The organism is Methylorubrum salsuginis (assembly GCF_900114375.1).
GTDB lineage: Bacteria > Pseudomonadota > Alphaproteobacteria > Rhizobiales > Beijerinckiaceae > Methylobacterium > Methylobacterium salsuginis.
Window position 1 is genome coordinate 21,210 of record NZ_FOSV01000009.1, and the last position, 14,919, is coordinate 36,128.

The following is a 14,919-nucleotide window of genomic DNA, read 5'->3' on the forward strand; positions in this document are numbered from 1 at the left end:
ATCGATCCACGATTTCAGGGGGCTTCCGCGACACCGCCCAGGTTGCGAATCGCGGCCTGTTTGCTTAACCCTGCCATCGGTCGAACTTGAGCAAGGAGAGGACCGTATGAGCGTCATGCCAGCCTTCTCTCCTCTCGGAATCGCTGCGATCCGAGTTCGCACGGGACGCGCCTAAGCGCCGTCCTCGCCGTCGCCGGCCTGAGCGGCCCCACGGTTCTCCTCATCCTCCCCGATCCGACCTCGCCGGTCTGCGCCGACCCCGTCGCGTGGGCCCGCGCCTTTCGGAGCCGACGCTTGCGCGTCGGGCGCGTGTCATGTCCTTGACTTCTCCCCAGCGCACGGACGCGGTCCGTCGCGTCGTCGCGTTCGTCGCCCGCGGCTGGCGCAAGCGGCTCGCCTTGGTCTTCGGTCTCGTCGCCGCCGTCACGCTCGCGACGCTGGCGGACGTGATGCTGCCGATCTATGCCGGCCGCCTCGTCGATGCGCTGGCGGGCGCCGAGCGCGAGGCGGCACTCGGCGCCGCGATGCCGGCCTTTGCGGCCATGACCGGCTTGAGTCTCGTGGCGGTCGGGCTGCGCCACGTCTCCTGGGCCCTCGTCGTGCCGCTGACGCTCGGCACCATGTCGGACGTACTCGGCGACAGTTTCGCGCGCGTCCAGCGCTTGTCCACGGAGTGGCACGCCAGCACCTTCGCGGGCTCGACCGTGCGCAAGATCTCCCGTGGGATGTGGGCGATCGACAGCCTCAACGACGTGCTGCTGCTCTCGCTGCTGCCCTCTCTCGTCGTGCTCGCCGGGACCACCGTGGTGCTCGGCCTGCACTGGCCGGCGATGGGGGCTGTGGTCGGGATCGGTGCGCTCGTCTACGTCGCGGCGTCCGTGTTCCTGGCGACCCGGGTGATCGCGCCCGCCGCCACGCTGTCGAACGCCCTCGATACGCGGCTGGGCGGCGCGCTGTCGGATGCGGTCGGCAACAACGCCGTGGTCAAGGCGTTCGGCGCGGAGGCACGCGAGGAGGCGCGGCTCGCCCGCATCCTCGGCCGTTGGCGGCGGCGCACGCACCGCACGTGGATGATCGTGACGTGGAGCGGCACGGCGCAGCTCGCGCTGCTGCTCGCCTTCCGCACCGCCATCGTCGCCACGGCCTTGTGGCTCTGGTGGGTCGCGCAGGCGAGCCCCGGCGAGGTCGCCTACGTGCTCACCACCTACTTCGTGGTGCACAGCTACCTCCGCGACATCGGCGGGCAGATCAACCACCTGCAAAGAGCCGTCAACGAGATGGAGGAACTGGTCGCGCTGGAGAGCGAGCCGGCGGGCGTCGCCGACCGGCCGGGCGCCGTGCCGCTTCAGGTCTCGGGCGGAGCGATCCGGTTCGAGGATGTACGCTTCCATTATGGCGATCACCGTGCGCCGCTCTACGACGGTCTGTCGGTGACGCTTCCCGCCGGTCAGCGGGTCGGCCTCGTCGGCCGCTCGGGCTCGGGCAAGACCACCTTCGTCAAGCTGATCCAGCGGCTTTACGACGTGGCGGGCGGGCGGGTCACCATCGACGGGCAGGATGTGGCGGGGGCCACCCAGGCGAGCCTTCGGGCGCAGGTCGCGATCGTGCCGCAGGAGCCGGTGCTGTTCCACCGCTCGCTCGCCGAGAACATCGCCTACGGCCGGCCGGGCGCCGCGCCGGAGGCGATCGAGCGGGCGGCGCGGCTTGCCAACGCGCACGATTTCATCGCGCGCCTGCCGAAGGGCTACGCCACGCCCGTCGGCGAGCGGGGGGTGAAGCTCTCGGGCGGCGAGCGCCAGCGGGTGGCGCTCGCCCGCGCGTTCCTGGCCGACGCGCCGATCCTGATCCTCGACGAGGCGACGTCCAGCCTCGATTCGGAATCGGAGGCTCTGGTGCAGGAGGCGATGGAGCGGCTGATGGCCGGGCGAACCGCGATCGTGGTGGCGCACCGCCTCTCGACGGTGCGAGCGCTCGACCGCATCCTCGTGTTCGACCGTGGGCGCATCGTCGAGGACGGACCCCACGCCGCCCTGATGCGCCGCCCGAACGGCGCCTACCGCTCGCTGTTCGAGCGGCAATCGGTGCTGGCGCAGAGCGCGTGAATGTTTCCCCTCTCCCCGCATGCGGGGAGAGGGGATGCGCTTCCGCCCGCTCAGAACACCTGCGCGGCGTTTCCGTTGCTCTTCGGCGCACCCGGCACGCCGGCCGCGGCGTCCGCCTTGTCGGCGGCGCGCTTGTCGAGGGCGCGTTCCACCACCTTGGCGAGCCCGACCATGATCTTGTCGAGCTCGTAGTCCTTCGGCGTGTAGACGGCGGTGACGCCCATGTTCTTGAGAACCAGCTCGTCCTCGGGCGAGATGATGCCGCCGACCACGACCGGCACGTGGTCGAGCCCGGCCTCGCGCAGCTTCGCCTTCACCTCGCGCACCAGCGGCACGTGGGAGCCCGATAGCACCGACAGACCGATGACGTGGGCGCCGCGCTCCACCGCCTTGGCGACGATCTCGGTCGGCGTCTGGCGGATGCCGTCATAGGTCACGTCGAAGCCCACATCCCGGGCGCGCAGAGCGATCTGCTCGGCGCCGTTGGAGTGGCCGTCGAGTCCGGGCTTGCCGACCACGAGCTTCGGCGTCTCGCCGAGGCGCTCGCCGAGATCGGCGATGAGGAGTTTGGCTTCTTCCGCCGCGCCGGACGACACCGTTTGAAGGGTGACGCCGGTGGGGGCGCGGTACTCGCCGAACACCTGGCGCAGGCGCCCGCCCCACTCGCCCGTCGTCACGCCGGCCTTCGCGGCGGCGATCGAGACCGGCATGATGTTGGCGCCCGAGCGCGCGGCGGCTTCGAGGTCGTCGAGCGCCTTGGTCACCGCCTTGTCGTCGCGCTTGGCGCGCCACTCGCGGATGCGGGCCTCGGCCTCCATCTCGACGGTCTCGGAGACGGTGAAGATCGCGCCTTCGCCGGCCGTCAGCGGCGAGGGCTCGCCGTTCTGCCACTTGTTGACGCCGACCACGATCTGCTCGCCGCGCTCGATCGCGGCGATGCGCTTGGCGTTCGATTCCACCAGAGCCCGCTTCAACTCGCCCGCCTCGACGGCGGTGACGGCGCCGCCGAGTTCGGCGATGCGCTTCAGCTCGGCGCGGGTCTGCTCCTTGAGCGCCTCGACGCGCGCCTCGATCACCTTCGAGCCGTCGAAGATGTCGTCGTATTCGAGCAGATCGGTCTCGAAGGCCAGGATCTGCTGCATCCGCATCGACCATTGCTGGTCCCAGGGGCGCGGCAGGCCGAGCGCCTCGTTCCAGGCCGGGAGCTGCACCGCGCGGGCGCGGGCGCGCTTCGAGAGGGTGACGGCCAGCATCTCGATCAGGATGCGGTGGACGTTATTTTCGGGTTGCTGTTCCGTCAGTCCGAGACTGTTGACCTGCACGCCATACCGAAAAATGCGCTTCTTGGCGTCGGTGATGCCGTAGCGCTCCTGGGCGATCTCGTCCCACAGCTCGGCGAAGGCCCGCATCTTGCAGATCTCGGTGACGAACCGCATCCCGGCGTTCACGAAGAACGAGATGCGGCTGAAGACGTTCGAGAAGTTGGCCTCGTCGAAATCCGGGTCCGCGCGCACGGTGTCGAGCACCGCGATGGCGATGGCGAGCGCGTAGGACAGTTCCTGGACCGGCGTCGCGCCCGCTTCCTGCAGATGGTAGGAGCAGACGTTCATCGGATTCCACTTCGGCACTTCCTTGGTCGTGAACAGGATCACGTCCTTGGTCAGCCGCAGCGAGGGCGCGGGCGGGAACACGTAGGTGCCGCGCGACAGGTATTCCTTGATGATGTCGTTCTGCGTGGTGCCCTGCAGCGCCGAGATCGGCGCGCCCTGCTCCTCCGCCACCGCGAGATAGAGCGACAGCAGCCACGGCGCCGTGGCGTTGATCGTCATCGAGGTGTTCATCTGCGCCAGCGGAATCTGGTCGAACAGCGTGCGCATGTCGCCCAGATGCGCCACCGAGACGCCGACCTTGCCGACCTCGCCGCGGGCGAGCTCGTCGTCCGGATCGTAGCCGGTCTGGGTCGGCAAATCGAAGGCGACCGAGAGACCGGTCTGGCCCTTGGCGAGGTTGCCGCGATAGAGCTTGTTGGATTCCGCCGCGTTGGAGTGGCCGGCATAGGTCCGGATCAGCCAAGGCTTATCGCGCTCGGGCTTGTCGTTCTTGGTCTCGGCGACGCTCGCGGTGGCGCTCATCCGGCTCGACTCCCTCAACAGTCTTACTTGCGCGCCACGCGCGCGATGTGGGCGGCACCGTAGCGAAGCGGCGGCGGCCCGTCATCTGGGAGAAAGGTCGAGGGGCGGCTCTAGCCTTGAGGAAAACTTGACGAGTCGGTGAAGGAGAATTTGCGACCGGGCCCGCCCCGGATGCGGCGGGCCCGATCGTGGCTCATCGCGCGCCACAGACGCGCATCCGGCCCGCACCGCCGTTGCTCTGATGGCTCTTCGCGTGGCCGATCGAGCCGGTCATGTCCTGGGTCGGGTTGCCGCCGGGGCGCTTCACGACGATGTCGCAGCGCTCGAAGCTGCGGCTGCCGGGAAACGAAATCGCCGGCAGGCCGCCGAGAGCCGGGGCGACCAGGACGGGAGCGCCGACCCGGCTCGGTGCCGGCAGCGAGCCGACCCGATCGACGTCGGGCGCGATGCTCGACCAATGCGAGGCCGGCCGGCCCGCGGCGATCCGATTGCTCTTGGTCTTGTCGATTTTAGCCTTCTTCACGATCGTCCGCGACGGGGGCCGATCCTGGCCGGCGGCCGGGCGCGCATCGGCCGGCAGGGTGGTGGTGGCAACGAGGGCGAGGGAGAGCGAGGCGAGGGCGAGAAGACGCGGCAAGGTTCTGCTCCGAAAAGTGACAGATGCTGATTAAACGAACGGCACCCGCATGTTCATTGAGCGATTTTTTCGAAGATGTGCGTTTAGTCACAAGGTAAGTTCGAAGATTTAATCCTGATAATTCGAAAATTTCTCGATGGATTATTTCTAGAGACGGCGTTGCGGCTTGGATGGCCAGGGCGCGGCGGCCGAGGCCGGAAAGCCCAAGGCGCGACTTTGCCGCGTCCAAATCCGCTTCGGATCGCGATCCCGGCGGCTTCGAAAAGATTATTTTGCATTCACGTGGGTCGATGTAGATCGATGCCTATTTTTTGTGCGGATCGGAGGAAGCCTCGCCTTTTAGGCCACTTGGAAGGCCCGAAACATCATGCATATAGCTTCCGCCAAGTTCGCAGCGGCGCCTACGCCCGCGGACCAGCAATCGAACAGGGAGTGCCACGATGGCGGAGAGCGCAGCGCCGGCCTGGACCGGGCAGACGGCGGAAGCCAAGGACCTTTACGAACTCGGTGAGATCCCGCCGCTCGGCCACGTGCCGGCCAAGATGTATGCCTGGGCGATCCGCCGGGAGCGCCATGGGCCGCCGGAGCAATCGCACCAGCTCGAAGTGCTGCCGGTGTGGGACATCGGCGACGACGAGGTGCTGGTCTACGTCATGGCCGCGGGCGTGAACTACAACGGCGTCTGGGCGGGCCTGGGCGAGCCGATCTCGCCGTTCGACGTGCACAAGGGCGAGTACCACATCGCCGGTTCCGACGCTTCGGGCATCGTCTGGAAGGTCGGCGCCAAGGTGAAGCGCTGGAAGGTCGGCGACGAGGTCATCGTCCACTGCAACCGCGACGACGGCGACGACGAGGAGTGCAACGGCGGCGATCCGATGTTCTCGCCCTCGCAGCGCATCTGGGGTTACGAGACGGGCGACGGCTCGTTCGCGCAGTTCTGCCGGGTGCAGTCGCGCCAGCTGATGAAGCGCCCGCAGCACCTCACCTGGGAAGAGGCCGCCTGCTACACCCTCACCCTCGCCACCGCCTACCGCATGCTGTTCGGCCACGCGCCGCACACGGTCCGTCCGGGCCAGAACGTGCTGGTGTGGGGCGCCTCGGGCGGCCTCGGCGTGTTCGCGGTGCAGCTCTGCGCGGCGTCGGGTGCCAACGCCATCGCGGTGATCTCGGACGACACGAAGCGCGACTACGTGATGTCGCTCGGCGCCAAGGGCGTCATCAACCGCAAGGACTTCGATTGCTGGGGCCAGCTGCCGAAGGTCAACTCGCCCGAATACAACACCTGGCTCAAGGAAGCCCGGAAGTTCGGCAAGGCGATCTGGGACATCACCGGCAAGGGCAACGACGTCGACATCGTGTTCGAGCATCCGGGCGAGTCGACCTTCCCGGTCTCGACGCTCGTGGCCAAGCGCGGCGGCATGATCGTGTTCTGCGCCGGCACCACCGGCTTCAACATCACCTTCGATGCCCGCTACGTCTGGATGCGCCAGAAGCGCATCCAGGGCTCGCACTTCGCCCACCTCAAGCAGGCCTCGGCCGCGAACCAGTTCGTGATCGACCGGCGCATCGACCCCTGCATGAGCGAGGTGCTGCCCTGGGACAAGATCCCGGCCGCCCACACCAAGATGTGGAAGAACCAGCACCCGCCGGGCAACATGGCGGTGCTCGTGAACTCGACCCGCGCCGGTCTGCGCACCGTCGAGGACGTGATCGAGGCGGGGCCCCTCAAGGCCATGTGAGCCGCGCGGGCGGGGCGTGACAGCAGCGCTCCACCGTGCTTCGAAGACATAAGGAAGCCGCCGTCCCGGCCGGGGCGGCGGCTTCACGCATATCGGGGGCGGACATGAAGACCACGGCCCTGATCCTCGGCCTGATCCTGGCCGCCGCGACCTTCCTCTGGTTCTTCTACTTCGTGCCGCTCGGCTGCGCGATGAACACGACCGGCTGCCGGGAGCGCTTCACCGTGTGGAGCGGCGCCGGCCTGCTCCATTTCTGGCTGCCGTTCCTCGTCGCGCTCACAGCCGTGCTCTATGGCGTGAGCCGGCGCTAACGAGCGGGCGCCGGCATCTTCACGACCTTGCCGTCGGGCAGGATGATGTCGCCGGGGCTCTGGCCGGCCTCGCAGGGGCCGAGATAGGTCGCGTCGATCACCATCTGGCGCTGCACCGGGGCCTTGGCGCCGGGCATGCCGGTGAGCGTCGTGTCCACCACCATGTGGATCTTGCTGTCGAAATCGCCGGTGATCACGCTCTTGGCCGCGGCCTGGATCGTGCCGATCTTGCAGTCGCTCGCGCCTTCGTAGCCCGCACTCGTCTTGGTCATGGTGTTCTTGGTGCAGTTCTGGCCCGCGCCGAAGGCGCCCTGGGAGAACTGATCGGTCTTGGAATCGATGCACTGGCGGGCGGTGACGTTGCCTTCCGGCGTGATCGTCTTGCTCTCCCACAGGCCGGCCCTGCGGGCCGGCATCGTCTCCGCTGCGGCGAGGGTGCCGGCAGCGGACAGGGCGGTGGCGATTCCGATTCCGATGAGACGAACGTGCACGGGTTCTCCTGGGTCGACGCGGCGCAAAAGGCCGCTTCGAGGGCGAGGGGTACCCAATGTGCCGGTACGGCACAAGCCTGGAGGGCGGAGATAGAACAAGAACAGACCGTCGGTTATGCTGGATCTACCGCGGTTTTACGGTTCGATCATCGCTGAATAGCCTGAGGCGAATGCGCCCGCTTCTGGATTTGGGGCAGGCTGCTCCGGGCGGGATACTGCCCTGCTCGGCCCCCTCTTGCCGCCGCCGGCCGCGATGGCACAACGGCGTCTTCCGCAGCCGAGGTCCGCCCCTTGTCCGACGACGACGATGCTTACGTGTACGACGAGGCGACCGGCGAATGGCGCCCGGCCTCGGAGATGGCGACCGCGAGCGCGACCCGGGCCGAGGTGCGGGATGCCTCCGGCAATGTCCTCGCCGACGGCGATGCCGTGGTCCTGATCAAGGATCTGAAGGTAAAGGGCGCCGGCCAGACCCTGAAGCAAGGGACGGTGATCCGCTCGATCCGCCTCACGGACGATCCGGAGGAGATCGATTGCCGGCACGACAGCATCAAGGGCCTCGTGCTGCGCACCGAATTCGTGCGCAAGCGCTGACGACCGGGGATCAGCGCCGCTTCGGTTCGTCCTGCCGCAGGTGGCGCTCGTAGCCCTCCTGCTTGGCCTCCCGCTCCTTGATGAGGTCGGCGTAAGCCTGCCGCATCTCGGGCGACACCGCCACGCTCTTGCCCTTGGAGGGCTTGCGCTTGGGCGCCTTCTTGAAGGTGTCGGGCGTCTCGGCCATGTCGTGCGGCTTCCCCCTCGCTGGACGGCGCGATGGAAGCGGGGCTTGAAGCGCTGGGGCGCCGGCCATGCGCGGCACCTTCCGGCGCGGCGGCCCCGCTGCTAGAACGCGCCGGACATCGGAACGGGACCAACATAACCGTTCCGCGCGACGGTATCGAGACGAGCCATGGAAAAGTTCACGACCCTTGAGGGCGTCGCCGCGCCCATGCGGATCATCAACGTCGACACCGACCGGATCATCCCGAAGCAGTATCTCAAGACGATCAAGCGCACCGGGCTGGGCACGGGCCTGTTCTCGGAGATGCGCTACAACGACGACGGCTCGGAAAAGCCCGACTTCGTCCTCAACCAGCCCGCCTATCGCAACGCCAAGATCCTGGTGGTGGGCGACAATTTCGGCTGCGGCTCCTCGCGCGAGCACGCCCCCTGGGCGCTCGCCGATTTCGGCATCCGCTGCGTGATCTCGACGAGCTTCGCCGACATCTTCTTCAACAACTGCGCCAAGAACGGCATCCTGGCGATCGTCGTCTCGGCCGACGACCTCGAAAAGCTGTTCCTCGACGCCGAGCGCGGCGCCAACGCGACGCTGACGATCGATCTGGCCGCCCAGACCATCAAGGGCCCGGACGGCGGCACGCTGCATTTCGACATCGACGAGGGCCGCAAGCACAACCTGCTCAACGGCCTCGACGAAATCGGCCTGACGCTGGAGCGGGCCCCGGCCATCGCGGATTTCGAGGCGAAGCTCGCGCAACGCGAGTGGGCCTGAGCGCCCTCCCCCGGCGCGAGCCGGGGGCATAGTGGATCAGTGCCGCTCGCTCGGCTTCGTGCGGAACGGGCGCAGCATCCAGGCGAGGCGTCCGATCTCGTCGTCGCGGCGGGCCTGCTTGGCGTCGCCCCGATCCGTGTTGATCTCGTGCATCACCTGGCCGAGCAGCGGCGGCAGCGCCTGTCCATAGGCGTCGAGCAATTCGGCGGCCTCGACGAGGGCGCGCAGCTGCAGGTCCGGGATCGGCCGACGCTCGATCTGCGCGTCGAGGGCTTGGTCGGCCAGCAGGGTGGCGAGGCGCGAGACCTCCGACAGCCGTGCCGGCGAGGAATGGGCGATGCCGCTGCTCATGGATAACGCTCCCTTCGAGTCCGAGCCCGCTGAAGCTAGCCCGGTAAGGTGAGCCAATCGTTAGGGTGCCCTTCCGCGCACTGTCCTCATCCGGCAGCGGCGCGCTCCAGGGCGGCGACGTCGATCTTCACCATCCCCTGCATCGCGGTGAAAACGCGGGCGGCCCGAGCCGGATCGGCGTCGGCCAGCAGGCGCGGCAGCCTCTCGGGAAAGATCTGCCAGGGCACGCCCCAGCGGTCGCGCAGCCAGCCGCAGGCGATCTCGGATCCGCCTTCCGTCAGCGCTGCCCAGAGGCGATCGACCTCGGCTTGGTCGGCACACGGCACCGAGATCGAGGCGGCGGTGCCGTACTCGGCTCGGCTGCCGCCATTCAAGGCCTGGAAGTTCTGGCCGCCGAGCGTGAAGGCGATCAGGATCACGTCGCCTGCCTGCCCCGCCGGCCACGGGCCCGGCGCACGCTGGACATGGTCGATGCGCGAGTCGGGGATCAGCGAGACGTAGCGGCTCACCGCGGCTTCCGCGTCCCGCTCGAACCAGAGGCAGGTGCTGACCTTCGGCATGGCGTGTCCTCGCGGCTCGGTGCTGGCGTCGAGGATAGCCGGTCCGCGGGCGGCGAACCAACCCTGTGGCTCAGCGGGCCGATTTGTGGCGCCCGCCGGAGCCGAGCACGCTCTGGAGCACGCCCCGGCTCGAGGGGCTGAGGCCACGGTCGCCGGGCAGTCGGCGCGGATCGGCCCGGTCCAAGCGCTCGATCTCCACGGCGCACCGGCGCACTGCGTCGCCGACCCCGGCGCGGCGGGCGCGGGCGCCGTCGAGTTCGAACCGCAGGCACACGGCGAGGTCGGCCTTGAGGTCGTCGAAGGCCGCGGCCCTGGCCTCCGGGATGAAGACGAGACTGAGCAGGGCGAGCGCGGCGGCGCGGGCGGACATGGAACGGCTCCGGTTGGTCGGTCGAAGCCGACAACGCGGCAATCGGCCGATCGTCACGGTCAGCGCGACACTTCCCTGCCCGAAGGGTTGAGCGCTGCCCTATCGGCTCCAGCGCCCGAGACGCCGGGTCTTCCAGCGCTCGCCGCGGGGCAGCTCTGCGCCCGGCAACTCCTTGCGCTTGCGCGGCGTGGGAGCGGACGGAGCGGCCTCTTCCGGCGGCGGCGGCGCCGCGGCGATCACGGGCTCGGCCACGACCGGGATTTCGCGCGCCACCGGCGGCGGGCTGACCGGGAGCGGATGCTTGCGCGGGCGCCCGCGGGGGCGGCGCGGCGGAGCGTCCTCGGCGACCGGCGGCGGGGCGGGCTCGATCTCCGGCACCTCCGGCTCGATCAGGTTCGGCAGCACCCGGCGCTTCTCGGCGGCCGGCTCGCGCGGGGCGGCAGGAGTCGAAAACAGGGTCTGCGGAGTGGGCGCCGAAGGAGCGGCGACACGGGTCGGGATGATCGTCGAGGTGCGGCGGCCCGTCGATTTGACTTCGACGGTAAAGGACCGCCGAGAAACATTGCGCATGTGGCAAGACTTCCAGGCCGGATTGATCCGGCCGACACGATGAGGATAGAGACGCGATCTTAACGAAACAGAACCGGGCTTCGCTCGGTCGCGAATTGGCGACTCGCGAGGTGGCCTACGTCTCGACGGTCGTAGACTGCAAAGCGACGGTCACGCAAGGCACAAACCGTGCCGAGCCGTAAAACCATAAAGATCGTGTCGGAGAAACTGGAGCGGGCGAAGGGATTCGAACCCTCGACCCCAACCTTGGCAAGGTTGTGCTCTACCCCTGAGCTACACCCGCTCACTGTCACGACTGCGAGCCCTAGGGCCCCTTCGTGAAATACCGATCAGAGAAACTGGAGCGGGCGAAGGGATTCGAACCCTCGACCCCAACCTTGGCAAGGTTGTGCTCTACCCCTGAGCTACACCCGCTCGTCTCGTCCCGTTCGGCGCCGCCCGTGGGCCTCGCCGTCGGTGGGCGTTCTAAACACCATTCCGCCCCGCGGTGCAAGCGCGAACTTCGCTTTTCGTTGGCGGGCTCACCATGCCTCCGCCGGAGCCCGGCCTTCGCGGATTTCGTCGAGCCGGGTGCGGGTCGCCCGCGTGGTGTCGGGCGGCAGGGCGTCGAGGGAGAAGAAGCCGCATTCGGCGATCTCGCGGTCGGGCCGCTTCGGGCCGATGACCGTGAAGGCCGGGACGACGTAGACCGCGATGTGGTCCCGCCGCGGCGCCCGCGCGTTGAGGAAGAAGCCGTGCAGCCGCAGCGGCGCGCCCGGCTCGACGACGATCTCGGCCTCCTCGCGGAACTCCCGGCGCATCGCCTCGGGGGCGCTCTCGCCGGGATCGATCCCGCCGCCGGGCAGGTGCCAGCCCGCGACATAGGTGTGGCGGATGAGGCAGACGCGGCCTTCTTCGTCGATCGCCACGCCCCGCACGCCCAGCGTCATGCCGCGGGTGAGGAGACCGGCGCGCATGACGAGGCCGTAGAGCCAGGGGCGGTCGAGACTGAACATGGCCCGTGTCTCTAGAGCATCGGCCCGAAAGGTGGGAACCGGCTTTCGGAAAAAGCCGATGCGGCACAGGAATCTAGCGCCGCCCTCAGGCGACCGTCAGCCTGAGGCTGCCGACGCCCTCGATCCGGGCGTGGAGCGTTTGCCCCCGCGCCACCGGCCCGACGCCGGACGGCGTGCCGGTGAAGATCAGGTCGCCCGGATGGAGCTCGAAATAGGTCGAGAGCAGGGCCACCTGCTCTGGGACCGACCAGATCATCTCGGAGAGGTCGCCGCGCTGGCGCTCGGCCCCGTCGCAATCGAGCGTGATCGCCCCCGCCCTGGGGTGCCCGATAACGCCCGCCGGATGGAGCGGGCCGACGGGCGCGGAGAAATCGGCCGCCTTGCCCATCTCCCAGGGGCGCGACAGGCGCTTGGCCTCGTCCTGAAGGTCGCGCCGGGTCATGTCGAGGCCCACCGCGTAGCCGTAGACGTGGCCGCCGGCCGTCTCGACCGGGATGTCGCGCCCGCCCCGGCCCAGAGCCGCCACCAACTCTACCTCGAAATGGTAGTTTTCGGTGCGCGGCGGATAGGGGTGCTCGGCGGTCTCGCCTTCGGGGACGATCTGCAGCGTGTCGGCGGGCTTGAGGAAGAAGAACGGCGGGTCGCGCTCGTCGGCGCCCATCTCGCGGGCATGGGCCCGGTAGTTGCGCCCGACGCAGTAGACCCGGCGCACCGGAAACAGGTCGGCGCTGCCATGGATCGGCAAGGCGGGGCGCGGCGGGTTCGGGATCACGGACAGCATGGCGGCAAGCGGCCTCGGGTCGATGGCGTCGGACTTCAATGTAGCGCAGGTCGCGCGGCCTCGCGCCGCGGATCGATAACGGCGAAGGGGCTTCCCGCGTGCCGTGGCCGTCCGTGCAAAAACTGGCCGGGCGGCCTATCATCCCCGACCCGTTCCGAGGCCCCTGCCCACCGATGCCCGACACCTCTTCCGCGCGCCTCATCGCCACCCTCACGGAGCGGCTCGGCGCGCGCCATGTGCGGGCCGACGCGGAGGCCTTGGCGCCGCATCTCGTCGAGTCCCGCGGGCTCTATCGCGGCCACGCGCTGGCCCTGGTCGAGCCGGGCAGCACCGCGGAGGTGGCGTTCACGGTCGCGGCCTGCGCGCAGGCGCGGGTGCCGGTGACGGCCCAGGGCGGCAATACCGGGCTCGTCGGCGGCGGCGTGCCGTTCGGCGGGATCGTGCTCTCGCTGAACCGCCTGAACCGCCTGCGCGCGGTCGATCCGCTGGGCGCCAGCATGACGGTGGAGGCCGGCATGATCCTCGCCGACGTGCAGGCGGCGGCGGAAGAGGCCGGAATGCTCTTTCCCCTGTCCTGGGCGGCCGAGGGCACGGCCCGCATCGGCGGCGGCATCGCCACCAATGCCGGGGGGCTCGCGGTTCTGGCCTACGGCAATGCCCGCGACCTCGTCCTCGGCCTCGAAGTCGTGCTCGCCGACGGGCGCGTCTGGAACGGGCTGAAGGCTTTGCGCAAGAACAACGCCGGCTACGACCTCAAGCACGCCTTCATTGGCTCGGAGGGCACGCTCGGCATCATCACCGCCGCGACCCTGAAGCTGTTTCCACGCGTCCTGTCGCGCAGCGTCGGCTTCGTCGGCCTGCCCTCGGCCCGCGCGGCGCTCGCCCTGTTCGAGCGGCTGCGGGCCGGGGCCGACCGGGGGCTGACCGCCTTCGAGTACATCCCCCGCTTCGGCCTGGAGATGGTCCTGCGCCACGGCATCGATGTGCGGGCGCCGCTGGAAGGCCAGCACGCGGCCTACGCTCTGGTGGAGCTCTCCTCGCCGCGCCCCGGCGCCGACACCCGCTCCGAACTGGAGGCGTTGCTCGCCGAGGCGATGGAGGCGGGTCTCGTCGAGGACGCCACCATCGGCGGCTCCGCGGCCCAGGACGCCGCCCTGTGGCGCCTGCGCGAGATGCTGCCGGAGGTGCAGAAGGCCGAGGGCGGCTCGATCAAGCACGACGTATCGCTGCCGCTGTCCCGGCTCGCCGACTTCCTGGAAGAGGCGGAAGCGGCGTGTCTTGCCGCGATGCCGGGCCTGCGCCCTTGCCCGTTCGGGCATTTCGGCGACGGCAACATCCACTTCAACCTCACCCAGCCCATCGGCATGGACAAGGCGGCGTTCCTGGCCGAGTGGGCCCGCTTCAACGACATCGTCCACGGCATCGTCGAGCGGATGGACGGTTCGATCGCCGCCGAGCACGGCGTCGGCCTGATCAAGCGCGACGAACTCGCTCGTACCGCCGACCCGGTCGGCCTCGACCTGATGCGCCGCCTCAAGGCCGCCCTCGATCCGCACGATCTGCTCAACCCCGGCAAGGTCGTGGCGCTCTCCAACGACCCGCCCCCCGCCCTGCCGGTGTGAGACGCAAGGCCGCGTTGCGGGAACGATGCGACCGCGCGGCGGCATTCGTCCTGTGAGGCCGCGCACACCAGGGCCTGCGCCAGCCGTCTCGGTACTCCAACGGTCATTGTGCATCGCACAAGAAATCGGCATGATCCTCCCCCAAAGCGTGGGGAATCAGCCTTGCGCGCAACCGGAAACGCGGCCCGGATGATGGAAGCGTTAACCATTGCGGCCCGACAATCGCCTGAAACGGCGAGGCTCGGCGGGTTTTCCCGCCTCGGTTTCGTCGCATGGCACACTTACCTCATCCCCCATGCTGCGCTGCGGCGCATCGGAGAGCTCGGCGCCTCGCGCCGGCGATCCGTTCGACCCGGAAGCTTCCGAAAGGAGATCGACATGCCCACCTCCCAGGCCCGTGTTCCGACCGCGGAAGCGAGCCGTTACCTGAAGCAGCTCTGCCGCCACTGGAGCCACAAGTTCCCCGTCGAGGCGAACGAGGAGCATGGCCGCGTGCCCTTCGGCGAGGACCGCATCTGCACCTTCGAGGCCAGTGCCGACGCCCTGCTGATGCGCGTCGCCACGCCCGACCCCGCCGCCCTGACCCGGCTGGAAAACGTCGTCTCCGACCATCTCCTGCGCTTTGCCTTCCGGGAGAATCTGGGCGAGATCACATGGTCGCGCGCCGCCTGATACGACCCTGAGGGCCGGCGCGCATCGGGACGAC

Annotated in this window: 17 protein-coding genes and 2 tRNA genes; 7 read left to right on the forward strand and 12 right to left on the reverse strand. The window is 68.9% G+C overall.

Translation table 11 applies throughout. The annotated features are described in order from the left end of the window. Positions 1 to 314 precede the first annotated feature (314 nt). Entirely contained in the window at positions 315 to 2,102 is a 1,788-nt protein-coding gene (locus BM140_RS12200) for an ABC transporter ATP-binding protein (protein WP_091946200.1), read from the forward strand. A 50-nt stretch (positions 2,103 to 2,152) separates the two neighbouring features. On the opposite strand, the gene BM140_RS12205 is transcribed toward BM140_RS12200, so the two are convergent. Both BM140_RS12205 and BM140_RS26690 read right to left on the reverse strand, forming a co-directional pair. Continuing rightward, positions 2,153 to 4,234 carry a protein meaA gene (locus BM140_RS12205; protein ID WP_091946203.1) on the reverse strand — a complete coding sequence of 694 codons (2,082 nt, stop codon included), beginning with the start codon at positions 4,232 to 4,234 and terminating at the stop codon, positions 2,153 to 2,155. A 193-nt stretch (positions 4,235 to 4,427) separates the two neighbouring features. Continuing rightward, positions 4,428 to 4,871 carry a hypothetical protein gene (locus BM140_RS26690; RefSeq protein WP_091946206.1) on the reverse strand — a complete coding sequence of 148 codons (444 nt, stop codon included), beginning with the start codon at positions 4,869 to 4,871 and terminating at the stop codon, positions 4,428 to 4,430. Positions 4,872 to 5,311: 440 nt separating this feature from the next. Between BM140_RS26690 and ccrA the strand changes: the two genes are divergently transcribed. Together ccrA and BM140_RS12220 are read left to right on the forward strand one after the other, a co-directional pair. Further along, entirely contained in the window at positions 5,312 to 6,610 is a 1,299-nt protein-coding gene (gene ccrA / locus BM140_RS12215; protein WP_056246309.1) for a crotonyl-CoA carboxylase/reductase, read from the forward strand. A 104-nt stretch (positions 6,611 to 6,714) separates the two neighbouring features. Next, positions 6,715 to 6,921 carry a hypothetical protein gene (locus tag BM140_RS12220; RefSeq protein ID WP_091946210.1) on the forward strand — a complete coding sequence of 69 codons (207 nt, stop codon included), beginning with the start codon at positions 6,715 to 6,717 and terminating at the stop codon, positions 6,919 to 6,921. Here the strand turns inward: BM140_RS12220 and BM140_RS12225 are convergent. Beyond that, positions 6,918 to 7,412, reverse strand: coding sequence for a DUF3617 domain-containing protein (locus BM140_RS12225; protein ID WP_091946214.1), 495 nt, complete (start codon positions 7,410 to 7,412; stop codon positions 6,918 to 6,920). The two genes, BM140_RS12220 and BM140_RS12225, sit on opposite strands and share 4 nt — an antisense overlap. Positions 7,413 to 7,703: 291 nt before the next feature. Here BM140_RS12225 and BM140_RS12230 point away from each other — a divergent pair, with 291 nt between their 5' ends. Next, complete coding sequence (locus tag BM140_RS12230; protein WP_091946218.1) at positions 7,704 to 8,006, forward strand: alkylphosphonate utilization protein; 303 nt, start codon at positions 7,704 to 7,706, stop codon at positions 8,004 to 8,006. A gap of 10 nt (positions 8,007 to 8,016) precedes the next feature. Here BM140_RS12230 and BM140_RS25865 read toward each other — a convergent pair whose 3' ends face one another. Further along, positions 8,017 to 8,193 carry a hypothetical protein gene (locus BM140_RS25865; RefSeq protein WP_165616448.1) on the reverse strand — a complete coding sequence of 59 codons (177 nt, stop codon included), beginning with the start codon at positions 8,191 to 8,193 and terminating at the stop codon, positions 8,017 to 8,019. A gap of 168 nt (positions 8,194 to 8,361) precedes the next feature. Here BM140_RS25865 and leuD point away from each other — a divergent pair, with 168 nt between their 5' ends. Continuing rightward, positions 8,362 to 8,964 (forward strand): 3-isopropylmalate dehydratase small subunit, encoded by a 603-nt coding sequence (gene leuD, locus BM140_RS12235; RefSeq protein ID WP_091946221.1) that lies wholly within the window; start codon positions 8,362 to 8,364, stop codon positions 8,962 to 8,964. 36 nt (positions 8,965 to 9,000) lie between these two features. Here leuD and BM140_RS12240 read toward each other — a convergent pair whose 3' ends face one another. The 8 genes from BM140_RS12240 to BM140_RS12275 all read right to left on the reverse strand — a co-directional run bounded on the left by BM140_RS12240 (position 9,001) and on the right by BM140_RS12275 (position 12,591). Continuing rightward, positions 9,001 to 9,315: a hypothetical protein gene (locus tag BM140_RS12240; RefSeq protein WP_091946224.1), complete on the reverse strand. Its 315-nt coding sequence runs from the start codon at positions 9,313 to 9,315 to the stop codon at positions 9,001 to 9,003. An 86-nt stretch (positions 9,316 to 9,401) separates the two neighbouring features. Beyond that, positions 9,402 to 9,875, reverse strand: coding sequence for a VOC family protein (locus BM140_RS12245; RefSeq protein ID WP_091946227.1), 474 nt, complete (start codon positions 9,873 to 9,875; stop codon positions 9,402 to 9,404). A gap of 70 nt (positions 9,876 to 9,945) precedes the next feature. Continuing rightward, on the reverse strand, positions 9,946 to 10,245 hold the full coding sequence (locus BM140_RS12250; RefSeq protein ID WP_091946230.1) for a hypothetical protein: 300 nt from the start codon (positions 10,243 to 10,245) through the stop codon (positions 9,946 to 9,948). A 99-nt stretch (positions 10,246 to 10,344) separates the two neighbouring features. Next, positions 10,345 to 10,815, reverse strand: a complete 471-nt coding sequence (locus BM140_RS25870) for a hypothetical protein (RefSeq protein WP_091946232.1) — start codon at positions 10,813 to 10,815, stop codon at positions 10,345 to 10,347. Between the two features lie 208 nt (positions 10,816 to 11,023). Continuing rightward, positions 11,024 to 11,098, reverse strand: a tRNA-Gly gene (locus BM140_RS12260). Positions 11,099 to 11,154: 56 nt separating this feature from the next. Continuing rightward, a tRNA-Gly gene (locus tag BM140_RS12265) sits at positions 11,155 to 11,229 on the reverse strand. A 107-nt stretch (positions 11,230 to 11,336) separates the two neighbouring features. Further along, a complete protein-coding gene (locus BM140_RS12270) occupies positions 11,337 to 11,810 on the reverse strand; it encodes an NUDIX domain-containing protein (protein WP_091946235.1) in 474 nt (157 codons plus the stop codon). 85 nt (positions 11,811 to 11,895) lie between these two features. After that, positions 11,896 to 12,591 (reverse strand): fumarylacetoacetate hydrolase family protein, encoded by a 696-nt coding sequence (locus tag BM140_RS12275; RefSeq protein ID WP_091946585.1) that lies wholly within the window; start codon positions 12,589 to 12,591, stop codon positions 11,896 to 11,898. Between the two features lie 173 nt (positions 12,592 to 12,764). On the opposite strand from BM140_RS12275, the gene BM140_RS12280 reads away from it, so the two are divergent. Continuing rightward, positions 12,765 to 14,213, forward strand: a complete 1,449-nt coding sequence (locus BM140_RS12280; protein WP_091946239.1) for an FAD-binding oxidoreductase — start codon at positions 12,765 to 12,767, stop codon at positions 14,211 to 14,213. A gap of 378 nt (positions 14,214 to 14,591) precedes the next feature. Continuing rightward, complete coding sequence (locus BM140_RS12285) at positions 14,592 to 14,885, forward strand: DUF2218 domain-containing protein (RefSeq protein WP_091946242.1); 294 nt, start codon at positions 14,592 to 14,594, stop codon at positions 14,883 to 14,885. Positions 14,886 to 14,919: the final 34 nt, after the last annotated feature.